This window comes from Lysinibacillus irui, assembly GCF_028877475.1.
GTDB classification, from domain to species: Bacteria; Bacillota; Bacilli; order Bacillales_A; family Planococcaceae; genus Lysinibacillus; species Lysinibacillus irui.
The window spans coordinates 2,004,418-2,020,889 of sequence record NZ_CP113527.1 but is presented as its reverse complement, the minus strand read 5'-3'; the positions used below and the strand labels follow the sequence as shown (position 1 = coordinate 2,020,889).

Sequence of the window (16,472 nt, the reverse complement as noted above, 5' to 3'; positions counted from 1 at the left end):
TTGTTTTTTTACTCTTATATTATTCTTATTTTGATATGATTGAATTCAATTGCATAAAAACTATTGTATTTATCCTACAAAAAACAATGAAGCATCATGGAGTATGAATAGTTTTTATATGTTGGAGATTATAATAGACGATATCCTTAGCAGTTTGAAATTGGATAATTGAACCTTTTATTTCAGTTATTTTCCCTGTAAAATTGTTTTTTTCACTTAAGTTTAATACTATAAGTTTATTTCTTAAATTTCCAATTTGAGCCTCAAAAGTACTTGGGAAATGTTCGTTACATGCAGTAATTAAAAATTCATCATCTGTTAGTTGATACGGCTTCTGTTGGTGACTATAAGGTACGATTGTTTTTATATGTTTAATGGGAATATACATTTTTTTGTAAACGGGAGATTGAAATACAATATAATCATTTAAAATACTGGAGATATATCCATGGAATGGCTGATTATTTAACACCTGAATTTCTAAAAATGTCCCTAAAGATTTTGTTAGAACTTTTGCAAACGTCATTTCTTCATTTGAATCGTTAAATATTTTATCCTGTGTTATAGATGAAGGAATTTTAAGTCCATCTTCATTAACATCATCTATTTTTATCTCATGAATGTGATTAAAAGGAATATAAAAAAATTCTTTACCGTTAAATAAAACAACTAATTCACTACTGCTATCAATTATGATTCCTTTGAGTATTTTTTTCCCTGTTACTTCTAATTTAACGATTTCTTTATCAAAATCTTGAATCAAATTCTTCAAAGTCTCCCCTCCTCTATTCAAAAATTAAGGCAACCCATAAATATAGACTAAATAAGCTTACAATTAACCCAATTGGAACAACAAGGATTGTAACTTTTAAATAATTTCCCCAAGTAATAAGGATTCCATGTCTTTTTAAAATAAACATCCAAATGAGCGTTGCTAATGTACCAATTGGGGTTAATAATGCACCAATATCACTACCTATCACATTTGCTAAATAAGCTACTTGTAAGTATAAAGGGTCAAGTCCCATCTCCATTATGGACAATGTACCGATCATCACTGTAGGAAGATTGTTAAAGACATTTGACAGGAATGTAGATAATAGCCCCATAATCATGGCTGCGTTTAAAATATCATGTTCTACTGATGTCTTAAAAGTTTTTATGATAATATCATTCAGTCCCACATTTTTAAGACCATACACAAGCACATACATATTAAATGCGAATAAAAAAATATACCATGGCGAATTTTTAATGATATCTGTTAGTCCTGTTCTCATTCTAAGCCATCTAACTGTAATTAAAATGGCAGCACCAAATAAACCAATCCATTCTATTGGAATACCTAATGGGGATAGTGCAAAGAAACTTGCCCTTGTTGCTACAACGATAATTAAGCATATTCTAAACATTTTCCAATCGATCGTTACATAGTCTGTACGAATATCTAGCGGATGCGAATACAAGAGCTGTTCATTTGTATTAACATTGATTGGTAGAGCCTTAGTTCTTTTAGGGATAGATCGTTTAAAATAGAAATATAATAAAAACGTAATAGTTATGATACCAATCATTGATGGAATAAATACCATTTCCACATAACTATTTAAACTAAGACCAACAATCTCTAATGCAATCAGATTAGAGATATTACTTACAGCAATAGGTGCACTAGCAGCTGTGGCAATAAGTGCACCTGAAATTAAATAGGGTAATGCTTGATGAGGTTTAAAACGAAGGAGCTTGACTATGTGTATAATTATGGGCGTTGTAATGAGAATACTTCCATCATTATTAAAAAGCATAGTCATTAAAAAACATAGCAAAATAATATACACGTATAGTCTAATACCAGATTCCTTGGATTTAATGACGATGTTATAAGCAATCCAACGAAAGAATCCTATACTTTCAAGTACAATTGACATCATGATCGTTGAAAGTATTGTCAGTGATGGACCACTGACAATACCCAATATCCCTAGGACATCGTTCCAAGATACAATACCTGTCATCAACACAATCACTGCACCGATCGTTGTTGGAATAGTTTCATTTATTCCAAATGGTCTCCACAGCATGAATATTATAGTTAAAATAAAAACAACCAACATGATAGTAATTGAACTATCCAACATTCACATCAGCCGCCTTATGTTTAGTAATGGTTGATGTGGTAGGATTGATTGTAATTTCTTTGCTACGTTCGTCAGGTTTCCTAAGAAATAATTTATAAAATAATCCACCAACGATAGAGAAGTAAAGGAGCATAATCACATTCCTTCCTCCTTTCTTTAGCTAGGCTTTGTACAAAAGAGTATTATCTTTTTCGATTTCTTGCATTTCTTCCCTTATTGTTTACGCTATTATTGTTGGTAGTATTATTGTTTGTTGTTTCATTATTTCCTTCATTTTTATTTTCCTCTTCTTTTTTACTAGTACCTAAACTAATATTACGAACGTGATACATGGCAAGGCGGATAATTTCATCTTTTGAAAAAATGGTAATATAATCATCAGTGACCTCTTCCATTATGCCCTCTAGCATTTCTGGTCCACCACGATTTACTTTAACCCATTGATGTAGAAAATTACTAACAACTGTTTTAAAATTAGTTGGGAGTAAGTAGGAATCATCTTCTGGATCTTCAACTTTAAATTCCATTCCATCTCTTGAATTGACCGTAATACTTTTTATGTGCTGCGTTTTATAATAAACAATACCGTCTTTTTCTGTTAGTAAAACAAAATGATCCTCACCTGCTGTCAATAACTTGCCAATACGCGATTCTGGACCTCCCCTATCAACCCTAACAACTTTGTCAACTAATGAAATAAGCAGATTTCTGTTCATTATTTTAGCCTCCTATTTTTATTGTCTTGCTATCTATATGTGTGCTCCGATAAATACCTTATTGGAAATGCCTAAGTAGGTAAAAATATACTTTGAACTCCCTTACCAGTTCATATTTCTCACATCCATTTTGGCAATGGTGTAGTTATCAACGCTGTCTTTAATTGCTTCAATAAAAAAGCAATTTCATTATCGAGTTTCTGGTTAAAATTTGTTAAAATAAATAAAGGGATATGACATTCCTTTGCGCGAAGTAGATTTTTAAAAAGCAAATAAGTCATACACATGGTAATATATAAAGAGAGGTACTTATAAGATCCAAATCATTGAAGAAAAAGCTAAAAATGAAGATGGGTAGTTTATGGGTCCTCGTTAAATTCAATTTATTATGTAATCTTAAATAAACCTTATATAATCAATGTTATCTTTAAAGGAGGGATCGAAATGATAGCATTCACTTGTAATGCTTGCTCTAGAACGACTTCTTTAGGTCAAAGAGGTCTAGTTTAAGTTATACGAATAACATAAAATTGAATGATCTCTTTAGGCCATAGATTAACAAAATAGCCTAAGAATCAGGAGAGATTTCAAATGGAAAACCAAACAATTCAGCCGTTTTTAACGGTCGCAAATTATCATTTACTAGAACAACAGTTAAATAAAATTTTACATGCCCTTACGACAACAAAGGATAAAAATGTTATTCTTGCCGTACGTGGGCTTGTTGATACTGAAATTACAACTAAATTAGAGCTTTCCGCCGAGGAATTAAAATTAATTGAACAGCTATTTGCTGTGACAGATCGTGCGCAGGGAGATGCATTTTTAGAACAATTAAAACCATATGTCATCCCGTTCAAGCCAGTGACAGCCAGCACGCTAAAGGCTCTATTTAAAAAAGAAAAAAAGCTAAAGTTACCAAATTTAGAAGAACTGGATTTTCAACAAATTTGCTATCTTGCTTGGGATGATCCAGGAACACATCGTAAATATGTTGTTCTTGAACAAAATGGACAGCTAAAAGGCATTAAGGGCATATTTGCCAACAACACTGTGCGTGGTATATGCGCCATCTGTAATCGTCATTCAGATGTCGGCTTATTTACAACGTCCATTAAAGGCCAAGTGGTAGGCACATTTACCAACCATAGTAATTACATTTGCGCCGATAGTAAAACATGTAATGAGCATGTCACAGATATGGACAGAACTCACGAATTTTTCGAACGTATTACACAAAAATAGCGAATTAATAAAGGCAGAAATGTTGTGTATGCAACATTTCTGCCTTTTGTATGGTCATAGGTTCAACTATGCGTGTAGCGATAAATAATGCAGGAAAGGTCATAAGGAAAGTGACTGATATTGAATGTGGTAGCTTTTGCTGGTTTGGACCTTCATAAAATCCTGTAAATTGTAATTTATTGTGATAAAGCACAAATAGGATCATATATATAGCTATCACTGGTAACCAGCCATTCTCTACACTTAATCTCAACTGAATAAAGAAGCCTTATGACTCCCCACATTAGACATCCTAAATTGTTTTAAGTGCATTCATCTTTCATCACGATCTATTTTTTTGCATTTTTATATAGAGCCAAAAAATATTGGCTATCTCTTCAGCCTCGACAGTATAGATTGTGTCAGTAAATGCATTACGAAATGGTTTTAGCATAATTTCTAACACACTAATCCTAGGCTTTTCCCGACCCATTTCTTCTAAAAGCAAAGAAGTTAGTTCGATGGATTGTTGGGGAAGCTCGACAGTCGACATGTTTTTATCAAACTTCCCCAACTTCTCTAGTATCATGTCTTTCGTTACCATCTTGGTTTCGAATTCACTTTCGATCAAATACATATCTTTTGGATCTAAAAAAACCTCACCACATGCTATCATCTCTGGAAGGAAATTTTCTACATATCTTAATGATCTACAGATTACCTTTTTGATATCGATCGTCGTATTCGTTGCTAAATTCCAGTAAAAAGACAAGTATTGAAATGTACCGAAAAATATCACGGCACATTCATAGTAATAAGGCTTTCCGTCCTCGCCATAAATATCATACAATCTATTTTTTAACCATGTGATTTCATGGAAACGATGATCCGCAAGAATTTTTTGTAACTCTTCATCATGTAAAAAAGAGATTTCACGAAATAATGGCATTAAATTATATTTTTCCTTAATTCTTAATGAAGCCATTAACTGATCAACCAAAATTTCGACATCATTCATTTTCTGTCCAACAAGAATTTCCTCTTTTAAAACATCCCTCTCTCGCCGATTTTGTTCTAAAACAGCCTTCAAACATTCATTCTTTGATGAAAAATAATTATAAAATGTCCCTTTTGAAATATTGGCTCTATCTAAAATATCTTGCACAGAGGTATGTTGATAACCTTTTTCCGTAAATAACTGTATTGTTGATTCGATGACTACTTGTTTACGATCTTTCATACATTTCTCCAATCTCCAAACCTATTCCAATTATACTAGTAAAATTGTATTTCACAACATCCTCTATGTATGTAAGTTTTAATTGATCTATCATACCTTACGGAATTGCATCTTCCCTCATTTCATCATTTAATGGAATTAATTATTTTGATTAGTACATTTAAAATACATATGTAGAATAATTGCCATAATCATCCCTATGCCACAAACTATATAATTGAATGTAGATGAGAATGAAAAGATAGTCGATATGCTAAAAAAACGAAAAAATAAATGATCAACAAATTTGAAGCTATTTTCCTTCCAAATTTCATAAAAATCGCTTCCTCACTGTAAGTTTTGGTTAATTTTCCATATGAGGTAGTCATTTAGAAGAAATCTACCTGCCATTTACTTCGACCAAGTTTTTTTAAAATTTACGGATACTAAAGCACCTTCTGGTCAAACTAATTTTCAGGAGGTGATTTTCAATGGCAAAAAATAATAACAACAACCAAAACTTCAGCTCTAAAATTCCTAATGCAACGCCAAATGCAATGAATTCAATGAATGTTGAATTCGGGAATGAGACTGATGTGAACCAAGTTAGACAACAAATTCAACAAGCGGAAGCGAACAAACAACAAGCTTCTGGTTCAAGGAATGCAATGAATTCCATGAACGTTGAATTTGGTAGTGAAACTGATGTGAATCAGGTTCGACAACAAATCCAACAAGCGGAAGCGAAGAAACAACAAGCTTCTGGTTCAAGAAATGCAATGAATTCCATGAACGTTGAATTTGGTAGTGAAACTGATGTGAATCAGGTTCGACAACAAATCCAACAAGCAGAAGCGAACAAACAACAAGCTTCTGGTTCAAGAAATGCAATGAATTCCATGAACGTTGAATTTGGGAGAGAAACTGATGTAAATCAAATCAGACAACAAATCCAACAAGCGGAAGCGAACAAAAAATTTGCTTCTGGTCGTTTTGCAAACGAAAATAATACAAATAATCAATAGCTCCACAACCGGCAACCACTGCCGGTTTTTTTGTTTCCAAGGAACTCCTATTAAAAGTATGCACAATCCTTTGAAGTACATGTATCGTCGTTTCTTCATGATCGAATCCGATTCGTATATTGGTCCTTTTCATCCTTTTTGACACAACTAAAAAGCATCCACCAAAGAGGATACTTAGTGTAAAAAAACATTTATAAAATACATTATTAAACAGCCTGTAACAAAAGCATGAAACATCAACGCAATTTTGGTTTGAAACTTAATTTTAAAAACAGATACTAGAAATTTATATAAAAAAGAAAATATTGTCAAAACTACAAAATGACTTATTGAAAACAAAAAACTCCATACAACTAAAGAAAGAGTACTCAAATCTCCTGGATAACTATCTGCAGCTGTAAACCTTACACTGCCCATAAAAAGCACTGTTACCCATTGCATACAATAAGTTAAAATAAGTCCTATTACAAAATAAACTATGTACGATAAATATTTACACATTAACTTATGGTCCATTCCACACTCCCAAAATAACCTCGTTTAATACATTAACGATATTCCCGTCCATTTGTTTCATACCTATCCAAATATTCCAATATTATTCTGTATTTCCTCGTAAATCAAGTATTTTGATCACATAATCTTGCTTACCACCTACTGAAACGACATCAACTTAAATAACTTTAAGCAACTTATAATAGCTTTACAATTACATGGTATATCTAATGAGGAGTAAAATAGATACCTCTTTTATTTTGGTAAATACGTCGAGAAGTTTTAATCTAAAATAATTGAGCTTTACCTCTTCTAGACCCATACTCTAGATCTACTATAAAACCCTTACACTAATCTTAAAATAACAATAGACGTGCTGATAACAGCCGGAATGCCTACATTTCCATTGAATAAAGGTTTTGGGCTGTCATCAATATTTCTTAAAGTAAGAACATCAGATGCATTTAAAGGTGTGATTACTTGACCATTTTTTATCAAAGGGCAATAAACTATAAATCCCAAGTGTACTTAGCATATAAATAATAGTGTTAAGCTAAACTGGTTTAACTTGAGACCTCCCGAATTTTTACTTAGGGTCACCACTATCCCGGGTGACCCTTTTATCGTTACTTTATTCATATACATCTTAGAGGATAGACATCGGTCTAGTATTATAATGGCTAATATCTGTATTGAACATATTTTTCACTCTACCTTCCTTATTGTCTATATAACTGTATTCGATATGAATAATTTATTTATAAGAGAGGAGGTGAATATAAAATGGCAACATTTGAAATTGGAGCGAGAGGCATTTTCAATTTTCGAAACGAACGCTTTTTCCTATTAGTTGAAGATGAAATCACAATTCCAGAAAAAGGTGTGGAGATTGATCCAGTTAATATCTATGAAATTGACGAACAAACTTTCAATTTTATTAGAGATGAAGGAGATACACCTGTAGTTGTACCACGTTTTAATCTTCCTCCTGTACCACCTGGATTTGAATTAGAACGAAAATGTATTTTTACAGTCGATAATTCTTACTTTGTGATATATGAATTAGAAAATGGCACTGATAACTTTGTTATGTTAAGAATCGGTGCAGCTTTATTTAACTCATTGAGAAATTCTGGTGTTCATGAATGTATTCCTCAAAATTTCATTAATTAATATTTCCACCAGATATAGTTGGAGACGATTTTCTGTGGGAAGACTTTAAATAATTCTCTTAAAATCTTCGCTGCTTGCCTAAGTAAAATTATTATTATTCATCATAGTGAAAATGATGTTAAGCAACGCTCCATCATCCTTGCTTAACATTTTCTATATACAAACTTGCCACCAAGAAGCTTGAAATTTCGAGAGCTGTAGCGTCTATAAACGCTACGGCCTTTTTTTTATGTTATATTCTCCAGAAATATCTTACAAGGCCAGTAAATGATGTATTTAGAATATGATGCATTGTCGTTTGCGCTTCTCTTCCTAATTGAAATACGCTACCCGGTGTGAGTAGCGCTTCAAAATATGAAACCATCTAGTAGTCAATTATTTTTTATACAATAGTTTTAAAATATTTTTTGTAAACTCTTCATATGAAGTATTTTTTCCCCGCAGGTTATACCACTTTCGAATCGTTTCTACTAACCAGAACGGCACAGAATTTCCGTCTATTAGATGATAGTATTGCTCATATCCTTTTTTTAAATGCTCCCATCGACAATCATTGCCTGGTTGGGTGTATTCAGAGACATCAATTATTTTAATTCTGCCATTTTGTAATAAAATATTTTTTAAATGAATATCACGAGGGTTAAGGCCCTTTATCCGGACATATTCTCTTGCAGCCTCCACTTCATTTACAACCTGTTCTGGAATATGAATACCTTGTAGAATGCAGTCAAAGAGCGTTTTTCCTTTTTCATAACTTAAAACAAGGTATTCGTCGGATGATGCAAAACATGTTGAAAAGAAAGGTGAATCTCCTAATATTCGGTAAACATTTGCTTCAACTTTTACCTTGTGTACTTTGTCCTTGGCATATAATTTAAATGCATAAGCTGGAGCAGAAAGATATTGAAAAACAGCCGCATCTGTCCCAACACCGATACACCTCAAATCATCCGCTTCACCACTTATAGTTACTGGCTCGTTATTTGGATTTGAAAAAACGTTTATTTGAGAAAGAGAACCTATAGCTTTGTTCCAGTCGTTTTCCATATTATCTCTCCCATCATTTGGATTGAAGAAGGATTATAGAATACTATCTCCTAAATGTCGCACTATATCCTTAGTTCCCTACACGTCCACTTCAAAACATTAGGAAAACGATAAATTCTTCCAAAATACATTCTTCTTATGGAAGTATACTGCTTCAATGGCTAGAGAAGAACCAATGCCCCTCTTCCTCTTTATCAGTAACAATTACCCTTAACCATCTTCATTAAAAACTTTCAAAGTATTTGATGTACTTCTATTGTTGCTCTAGATTGCCCTCAATTTATCGAGAACTGTGGAGTGGTTGCTTTAATCAAAGTAGATAACTCTAAAAAATTCATCTAGTATTTCTGTTTAATGTCACTTCAAACCTAGTGACCCTTTTTAACCGTCAAATCGTCGCTTGCTTAATGAAAATTTCTGTATGCAAAAGATCTCACTATTCGCTTTAAAAATAACTTAAACAAAAAAACACTCGCTATGTAAACGAGTGTTTCGCATCCTTCTTGACTACCACTTAGCTGGTTTGTTTTTTTCCTTCTGAAGTTATTTATTCCCTTTTTTAAAGAAGTTTTTTGCTTCTTCTAGTTGCTTTCCCGGTAATGTCCGTTGTAGTTCCTCTTCTAACCAAGCTATTGTTTTACTTCTTAAATAATTACGCATTTGTTCTTCAGCTTCTAGCATTACACTATTAATCGTGCAATTCGATTGACCTATACAGGATTCACACTGTTCGTTTGTTTTTTGATAAGCAAAATTCGCTTTAATATTCTTACATTGAAATATCGGATCTTCACCTTCTACGGCACGCACAACATCCCAAAATGAAATATCTTGTGGTTTTTTATTGAGTCGATACCCCCCTTTTACTCCAGATACGGAACTTACAATCCCTTCCTTGGACAACTTCCCTAAAACTTTTGAAAGATAGGTCTCTGATAATCCTTGAAATTCAGATAAATCTTTTATGCCAATACTTTCATTTGGTGGTACATCGATTAAATAAACAAGACTATGTAGTGCATATTCAACCATAACACTATATTTCATTACTTCACCTTCTTAAAACATTATCCTTACCATGATAGTAACACATTTTAGAAATACATAAATGAATCAGTTTGACAAAAGATAGTTAAAAGCGTATATTGTAGACAATGTTAATCAACGATTAATTTAATCGACGATTAATTCAATCTTTATTATATGGGAGGATTTTTATGTAGTAACTACTTTGCTCAAGCACACCCCAAAGTGGATTCAAAGACTTCTATGAGACAATTTCTACAAACTGATAAAAAAATAAATAGGACCATGAAGTAGTTAATTAAATTAATCTATATAGAGAGGTTGTTTTAGATAGGTAGTTAACAAAGTCAATTGAATTAGCTAATTAGCTAATAAATAATGGAGGGATTCACAATGACACAACGTATAAATTACTATGAAATTGCACCGGATGCTATGAAGATCATGATGGAAATGGAAAAATACACGAAGAAAAGTGCTATCGAAAGAAAACTTCGTGAACTCATTAAAATTAGAGCCTCTCAAATTAATGGTTGTGCCTATTGCATCAACATGCACACTGCTGATGCTAAAAAGATGGGAGAAACGGAACAACGTTTATACTGTATTAGTGCTTGGAGAGAATGTACATTTTATTCAGAAGCTGAAAAAGTAGCATTAGAATTAACGGAACATATTACACTTATTCCAGAAAAACGAGTTCCTGATGTTTTATATGAACGTGTACGTAAGCATTTTGATGAAAAAGCGTATGTCGATCTAGTTATCTTGATTAATCAAATTAATAGCTGGAATCGAATTTCTATAGCGATGGGCAATGTAGCAGAATAAGGAATGGCTGCCTTAACAGGTAGCTATTTTTCTTTATTAGTTGCTCCAGTTAGGAAATAAAAAAATTTCCCGGGTAAGCGCAAGAAATGACAAGTTCAGTACCACATTCCACCAACAAGCGACTGATTTCTTCATTATCCTTCGCTCTGGTTTAATCATTATTTCTTCTTTAGAAGGCTTCGTATGGGAAATTATCGTATTCATTAAAAGACCTAAACGCTGATATAACAACGATTTCGCATAAAAAATGTCTACGAGAATTTTCGGTGTTTTATCAACCACTTAGGTTTCCCAGAGTTCAAATTGGATAGTATCTTATCGTTATTAATTGTTAGGCTGCTTTATTTTCAAATTTTCTTATCATATTTTGATTTTAATAGTATGACGTGAAGAATAAAATGATTAAATTTAGACCCTATTCGATAGTCTGGTTTTTAGTTATTGAATCCGGAACTTTTTCAAGATCGAAACCTTTATTCAAACACAATCTTTGCTTTGATGAAGTAATCGAATAAAATGTTATAAATTTTACACAAAAAGATATTTATGTAAATGTTATACTAAATTTGTAAGGACCAATTTTAACTAGGGAGAGGGATTTTGCTATGTCCGAAAACAAGCAATTTATTGTTAATGAAAATGATGTGAAATTTTCCGTTATAATACCCGCTCATAATGAAGAAAAGTATATAGGTGGATGCCTAGATTCAATTGCAAAAGCTGCACAACTTTATAAAAATCAAGTTGAAGTGATTGTGGTGCTTAACCGTTGTACAGATAGAACAGAGGAAATTGCAAAGTCATACAATTGTGTAACATTGGTAAATGAAGATAAAAATTTATCCAAAATTAGAAATGCGGGAGCTGCTTTAGCAAAAGGTGAAATCTTGATTACAATCGATGCAGATACTCGAATGACTGAACATTTTTTATCCGAAGTTGAAAAGCATCTAGCTTCTAATCAATACATTGGAGGAGGAGTAAACGGAAATTTCGAGAGAGTGTCGCTTGGAATCATTGTTTCAACCATGCTATTGATAGTTCCCTTATTGTTTAAATATGGTTTTATTTCTGTAGGGATTTTTTGGTGCTATAGAAAGGATTTCCAAGCAATTAAAGGTTTTAATGAGAAGATGCTTATGGCTGAAGATGCTGATTTTGCAAAACGATTAAAACAATTAGGAAAAACAAATGGAAAAAAATACGGAACAATAAAGAATGGTATGATCACTTCTTGCAGGCGTTTCGATCATTATGGGGACTGGATTTTACTTAAACGACCTAGTTTGATTTTAGCTTACTTAAAAGGCAATAATCATAAGGCTGCAAATGAAGCCTATTATGAAGATCAAGCAAGATGATGAATAAACGCAATGATTTTATTACCCTTTAAAAGGGTAACAAAGATGCAGGATAAAATAGTTTCATTTGAAGTAAGCGTATTCAACCTAACCGTAACCAGGTACTCATTCGAGCGCCTGGTTTTTAGTTTATTGCTTCTAGAAATTTACCAAAATGAAACCCTTTATCGCCTTTACCAAAGTAACGCACTCAATTGTTGAACAGTCCTATATTTAAGGCTCAACATCATTCAGACACTATTGTTGAATAAAATAATATAAGTGATGACAGGTTACTGCTACTACCTCTAGTCTTAGTACCTCTCTAAGCATTTTTGTTGCACAAAAAATATCTGTGGATGTAAATGATTTGAACTGCGACTATATGCAAGTGGAATAAATATACATAGAGATGAAATGATGTTGATACACGTATTAAAGTGTGTTACTTTAAATGGTAATAATAGTTAAAGGAGGCGTTTTATGTGATTAAGAAATTATTAGTAAAGGGCAAATTTTTAAAGGGGAAAACGCATAGCTAGCCCTCTAAACTGCGAAACCCCCTACTTTTGAAAGGGGTATTATTTTGAGCGAATCATCAACAGAGATTTCCATTCGTCATTTCAAACATGAAGATATGCCTTTACTTGGCGAGTTATATCAATTAGTAACTGCAAAAGAAAATGCAACGTTTTGGTGGGTCGGTGATGAAGATAATTGGCGTAACGTTTATTGTGCATTTGAAAATGGAAAAATGGTCGCTAAGGGGCAAGTAAGCATAATTAACGTTGTCCCCCCTGGTCGTTCAAAAGAAAACAATCACTCTCTATACATTAATCTTAAAACTATTCCCGAAAGAGAAAGTGACTTTGATTTACTCGATAAAGTCTATCAGTATCTTTTCTTTAGAGCCAATCAATTAAAGGATAACCTACCTAAAGAATATGGAACAATACTTTGTGTTGGTAACGATTCAACAGAAACAGCAAACAATCAATTTTTTATCCAAAAAGGATTCCGTCATCTGAACAGTTTGTTTCGCATGAATCGTGACTTGAATAAACCTATTCCTGAATTATTTCTCCAAGAAGGCTTTCAATTTTCGAATTGGAAGATGGAGACATCTCGCGAGGAAAGAGATTACCTAGATGTAGAAGCTGAAATTTGGCCTGACACTCCACTAGGACTTAATAGATTAACTGAATACAAGAAAAACAAACTATGGACATCGATGATCATACGTCAAGAAGATACCCTTGTGGGCGGACTAATGGTATGGCGAGAGAATGACTATGGTGTAATAGAGGATGTTTTTGTCCGTGAACCATGGAGGAAGCGCGGCATCGCTAAGTTTTTGCTTACACAAGCTTTGGGTTATCTAAAATCTCATCAGATACATTCCGCTACCCTCATGGTATTAACTACAAATAAGTCCGCTTTATCTTTATACGAATCTGTTGGATTTTATACGGCTAATGAAGAGATAAGGTACTTTACAACACTGAATTAGATTAAAAAAAGAGGGGTAATCCGCCCCTCTTTTTTTTTCCGCTAATACAATCCAGATTTAATTGTCCTTCTGAAACACATTGAATAGTACTCCACATACGTGGTATAAATTGCATCTGGCAAGGATTCGTAAGTTAGATCTTCGCTATCCATTTCATAGTCACATGATCTTTTATCATTGTTCTGGTTCCTCACAAAATCATTTAAGTAACTTTTTAAGAACAAATCTTTTGTTAATCAATAAATTCTAAACCAATTATTCAATTCTAATTTAGGACATGTTAACAAGAAAAGTTACAAGCGACACAATCAGTATTGTGATTATGTATAACGATATATAACAAAAAGCCATCTATCTAATTAATTTCGATAGATGGCCATTTTTTACTTGTCAAATCAAATTTATGCAGCTGGGACGTTTATCACGAATACTTTTGGATTTCCAACATTAGATATTGTATCGGTATCAGTTTGAGCCTGCCCTTGTACTTGAGCTTGTAGCTGCGCTGAAATTTGAGCTTGTAGCTGGGCTTGAATTTGTGCTTGAGCTTGAATTTGTGCTTGAAGCTGAGCCTGAACTTGAGCTTGTGCCTGAATTTGAGCTTGCAGTTGCGCTTGAATTTGGGCCTGAGCTTGCACTTGTGCTTGTAGCTGTTCTTGCTGTTGCTCGATTTTTTGGAGTTGTACAAGAATATCTAATAAAGTATTCTCTGTATAATGACCATGTCCTTCATAATCATCATACCTTTTCTCCTTGTAATGGCACATACATTTATATCCTTTGCATTTACAATTCCCCATAAAATCACCTCCTCTCAATGTGTTCCTTCTATATTATGTTTAAGAACAACTATAGTAAGGGCAAGTGTTTGTTACGCATTTTTTCAATAAATTATTATTTGAATATACATCCAAATTAATATCAATAGATAAGTTAAACGTCCTTAGAAAACTTTCAGACTATGTAAATGGTTTTCAATACAGCTTCAAGATATATAATTGCATTACAAATATCTAATAAAATACAAAAAACCAGATTCCATTGAATATGGAATCTGGTTTCAACACATTTGGGAACATTATTAACGGTAGTTCCTAGTGTATAAAAATTATTAATCTTGATATAGGTGTAACTAAACGAGTTAACCAAATTGACTTTTTTACATCTGTCTTTGTTAAAGAAATATCAGTTAAATGAAATGTAACTACCTTTTAACATTTACTACTTTGTATCCAACAAATAAGATGATAAACCAAACTGGTGCGACATATAGGGCAACACGCATATCCGGAATAAATGCCATTAACACAATGACCATTAATAAGAATGCAATGGCAAGATAAGTAGAAAGTGGATAGAGCGGAATTTTGAATTTCAGTTCCGCTACTTCCTCTTTCGTTTTTGACTTTCTAAATTTCAATTGGGCTAATAAAATAATCATCCAGCTCGTTATGACTGCAACAGTCGCAACAGCAGAAATATAGATGAACACTTTTTCAGGTACTACATAGTTTAAGACAACCGCAATTAATAACATCGCTGAAGAAAATAATATCCCTCTTCGCGGACTACCGTTTTTACTTACTGTTTTAAAATATTTTGGACCATTTTTTTGTACTGATAAGTTGTGTAGCATACGTCCTGAACCATATAAACCACTATTAAATGCGGACATTGCTGCTGTAATGACAACAAAGTTAATAATGTGAGCCGCAGCAGGGATACCAACGTAATCGAAAATTTGAACGAATGGGCTACCTTCTGAACCAACTTCGTTCCAAGGATAAATAACCATCATAACGCCTAATGCACCAATATAGAAAATTAAAATACGCCAAACGATATTGTTAATAGCTGAAGGAATTGACTTCCTAGGATTTTTGGCTTCTCCTGCGGAAATACCAACTAACTCAACCCCACCGAATGAGAACATAACTAATACTAGTGACATTAAAATACCATGGAATCCGTTTGGCATGAAGCCACCGTGTGCCCATAAATTGTCGAAGCCAATTGCTTCACCGTGGTTACCAACACCAAAGAAAATAATAGCTAATCCTAGAACGATCATACCGATAATCGCCACAACTTTAATCATCGCAAACCAGAATTCGAATTCTCCGTAAGCTTTTACATTTGCTAAGTTTACAAGCGTCATAATAACAAGTACTACAAGGGCAGTTACCCATTGTGGGATATCAGGGAACCAGTAGTTAATATATACACCGACTACTGTTAATTCTGCCATACCAACGACTATCCACATGAACCAATACGTCCAACCAGATAAGAACCCTGCAAAGCGTCCTAAATATTTATTCGCGTACGTACTGAATGAGCCTGACACAGGTTCCTCTACTGCCATTTCGCCTAATGCTCTCATAATTGTGAAAATAACTAATCCGCCAATTAAATAAGCTAGTAAAATAGATGGCCCAGCCATTTGAATGGTTGAACTAGAGCCATAAAATAAACCGACCCCAATGGATCCGCCAAGTGCAATTAATTGTATGTGCCGCGTACTTAATCCGCGCTTTAGCTGTGAATCTTGATGATTGTCTTTCATAATGACTAACTCCTATTACGTTTAGATTTTCAAATACTTGCTCAAAAAAGGAATAAAAAAAACGCCCTTTTGGATTAACCAAAAGGACGATTCAACTCGTGTTACCACCTTTAATTTATAAGCAATTCACATTACTTACCTTAAGAAGTACGGTCAATTGAC

General features: G+C 33.3%; 14 protein-coding genes and 1 other annotated feature (1 of these 15 running past the window's edge). Of the genes, 6 read left to right on the top strand and 8 right to left on the bottom strand.

Features of this window, described 5'->3' with window-relative positions:
* Window positions 1–94 precede the first annotated feature (94 nt).
* The 3 genes from OU989_RS10045 to OU989_RS10035 form a co-directional block, all read right to left on the bottom strand.
* Complete coding sequence (locus tag OU989_RS10045; RefSeq protein ID WP_274797003.1) at window positions 95–772, bottom strand: DUF2642 domain-containing protein; 678 nt, start codon at window positions 770–772, stop codon at window positions 95–97.
* Between the two features lie 13 nt (window positions 773–785).
* A complete protein-coding gene (locus OU989_RS10040) occupies window positions 786–2,135 on the bottom strand; it encodes an arsenic transporter (RefSeq protein WP_274797315.1) in 1,350 nt (449 codons plus the stop codon).
* Window positions 2,136–2,320: 185 nt separating this feature from the next.
* Window positions 2,321–2,854 (bottom strand): hypothetical protein, encoded by a 534-nt coding sequence (locus OU989_RS10035; protein ID WP_274797002.1) that lies wholly within the window; start codon window positions 2,852–2,854, stop codon window positions 2,321–2,323.
* Window positions 2,855–3,445: 591 nt separating this feature from the next.
* Here OU989_RS10035 and OU989_RS10030 point away from each other — a divergent pair.
* A complete protein-coding gene (locus tag OU989_RS10030) occupies window positions 3,446–4,099 on the top strand; it encodes a FusB/FusC family EF-G-binding protein (RefSeq protein ID WP_274796999.1) in 654 nt (217 codons plus the stop codon).
* 322 nt (window positions 4,100–4,421) lie between these two features.
* On the opposite strand, the gene OU989_RS10025 is transcribed toward OU989_RS10030, so the two are convergent.
* Window positions 4,422–5,318: a TetR/AcrR family transcriptional regulator gene (locus tag OU989_RS10025; RefSeq protein WP_274796998.1), complete on the bottom strand. Its 897-nt coding sequence runs from the start codon at window positions 5,316–5,318 to the stop codon at window positions 4,422–4,424.
* Window positions 5,319–5,788: 470 nt separating this feature from the next.
* Between OU989_RS10025 and OU989_RS10020 the strand changes: the two genes are divergently transcribed.
* Window positions 5,789–6,322: a gamma-type small acid-soluble spore protein gene (locus OU989_RS10020; protein ID WP_274796997.1), complete on the top strand. Its 534-nt coding sequence runs from the start codon at window positions 5,789–5,791 to the stop codon at window positions 6,320–6,322.
* Window positions 6,323–7,600: 1,278 nt separating this feature from the next.
* Window positions 7,601–7,990, top strand: coding sequence for a spore coat protein (locus OU989_RS10015; protein ID WP_274796996.1), 390 nt, complete (start codon window positions 7,601–7,603; stop codon window positions 7,988–7,990).
* A gap of 375 nt (window positions 7,991–8,365) precedes the next feature.
* On the opposite strand, the gene OU989_RS10010 is transcribed toward OU989_RS10015, so the two are convergent.
* A complete protein-coding gene (locus OU989_RS10010; protein WP_274796995.1) occupies window positions 8,366–9,037 on the bottom strand; it encodes a serine/threonine protein kinase in 672 nt (223 codons plus the stop codon).
* Between the two features lie 543 nt (window positions 9,038–9,580).
* Complete coding sequence (locus OU989_RS10005; protein WP_274796994.1) at window positions 9,581–10,084, bottom strand: Rrf2 family transcriptional regulator; 504 nt, start codon at window positions 10,082–10,084, stop codon at window positions 9,581–9,583.
* Window positions 10,085–10,456: 372 nt separating this feature from the next.
* Here OU989_RS10005 and OU989_RS10000 point away from each other — a divergent pair, with 372 nt between their 5' ends.
* The 3 genes from OU989_RS10000 (at window position 10,457) to OU989_RS09990 (ending at window position 13,744) form a co-directional block, all read left to right on the top strand.
* Entirely contained in the window at window positions 10,457–10,894 is a 438-nt protein-coding gene (locus tag OU989_RS10000) for a carboxymuconolactone decarboxylase family protein (protein ID WP_274796993.1), read from the top strand.
* A 605-nt stretch (window positions 10,895–11,499) separates the two neighbouring features.
* Window positions 11,500–12,255 (top strand): glycosyltransferase, encoded by a 756-nt coding sequence (locus tag OU989_RS09995; RefSeq protein WP_274796992.1) that lies wholly within the window; start codon window positions 11,500–11,502, stop codon window positions 12,253–12,255.
* Window positions 12,256–12,820: 565 nt separating this feature from the next.
* Entirely contained in the window at window positions 12,821–13,744 is a 924-nt protein-coding gene (locus tag OU989_RS09990; protein ID WP_274796991.1) for a GNAT family N-acetyltransferase, read from the top strand.
* A gap of 401 nt (window positions 13,745–14,145) precedes the next feature.
* On the opposite strand, the gene OU989_RS09985 is transcribed toward OU989_RS09990, so the two are convergent.
* Both OU989_RS09985 and OU989_RS09980 read right to left on the bottom strand, forming a co-directional pair.
* Window positions 14,146–14,544, bottom strand: a complete 399-nt coding sequence (locus tag OU989_RS09985) for a hypothetical protein (protein WP_274796990.1) — start codon at window positions 14,542–14,544, stop codon at window positions 14,146–14,148.
* Between the two features lie 404 nt (window positions 14,545–14,948).
* Complete coding sequence (locus OU989_RS09980) at window positions 14,949–16,310, bottom strand: amino acid permease (protein ID WP_274796989.1); 1,362 nt, start codon at window positions 16,308–16,310, stop codon at window positions 14,949–14,951.
* 79 nt (window positions 16,311–16,389) lie between these two features.
* Window positions 16,390–16,472, bottom strand: a binding site (T-box leader); it runs 169 nt beyond the window's last position.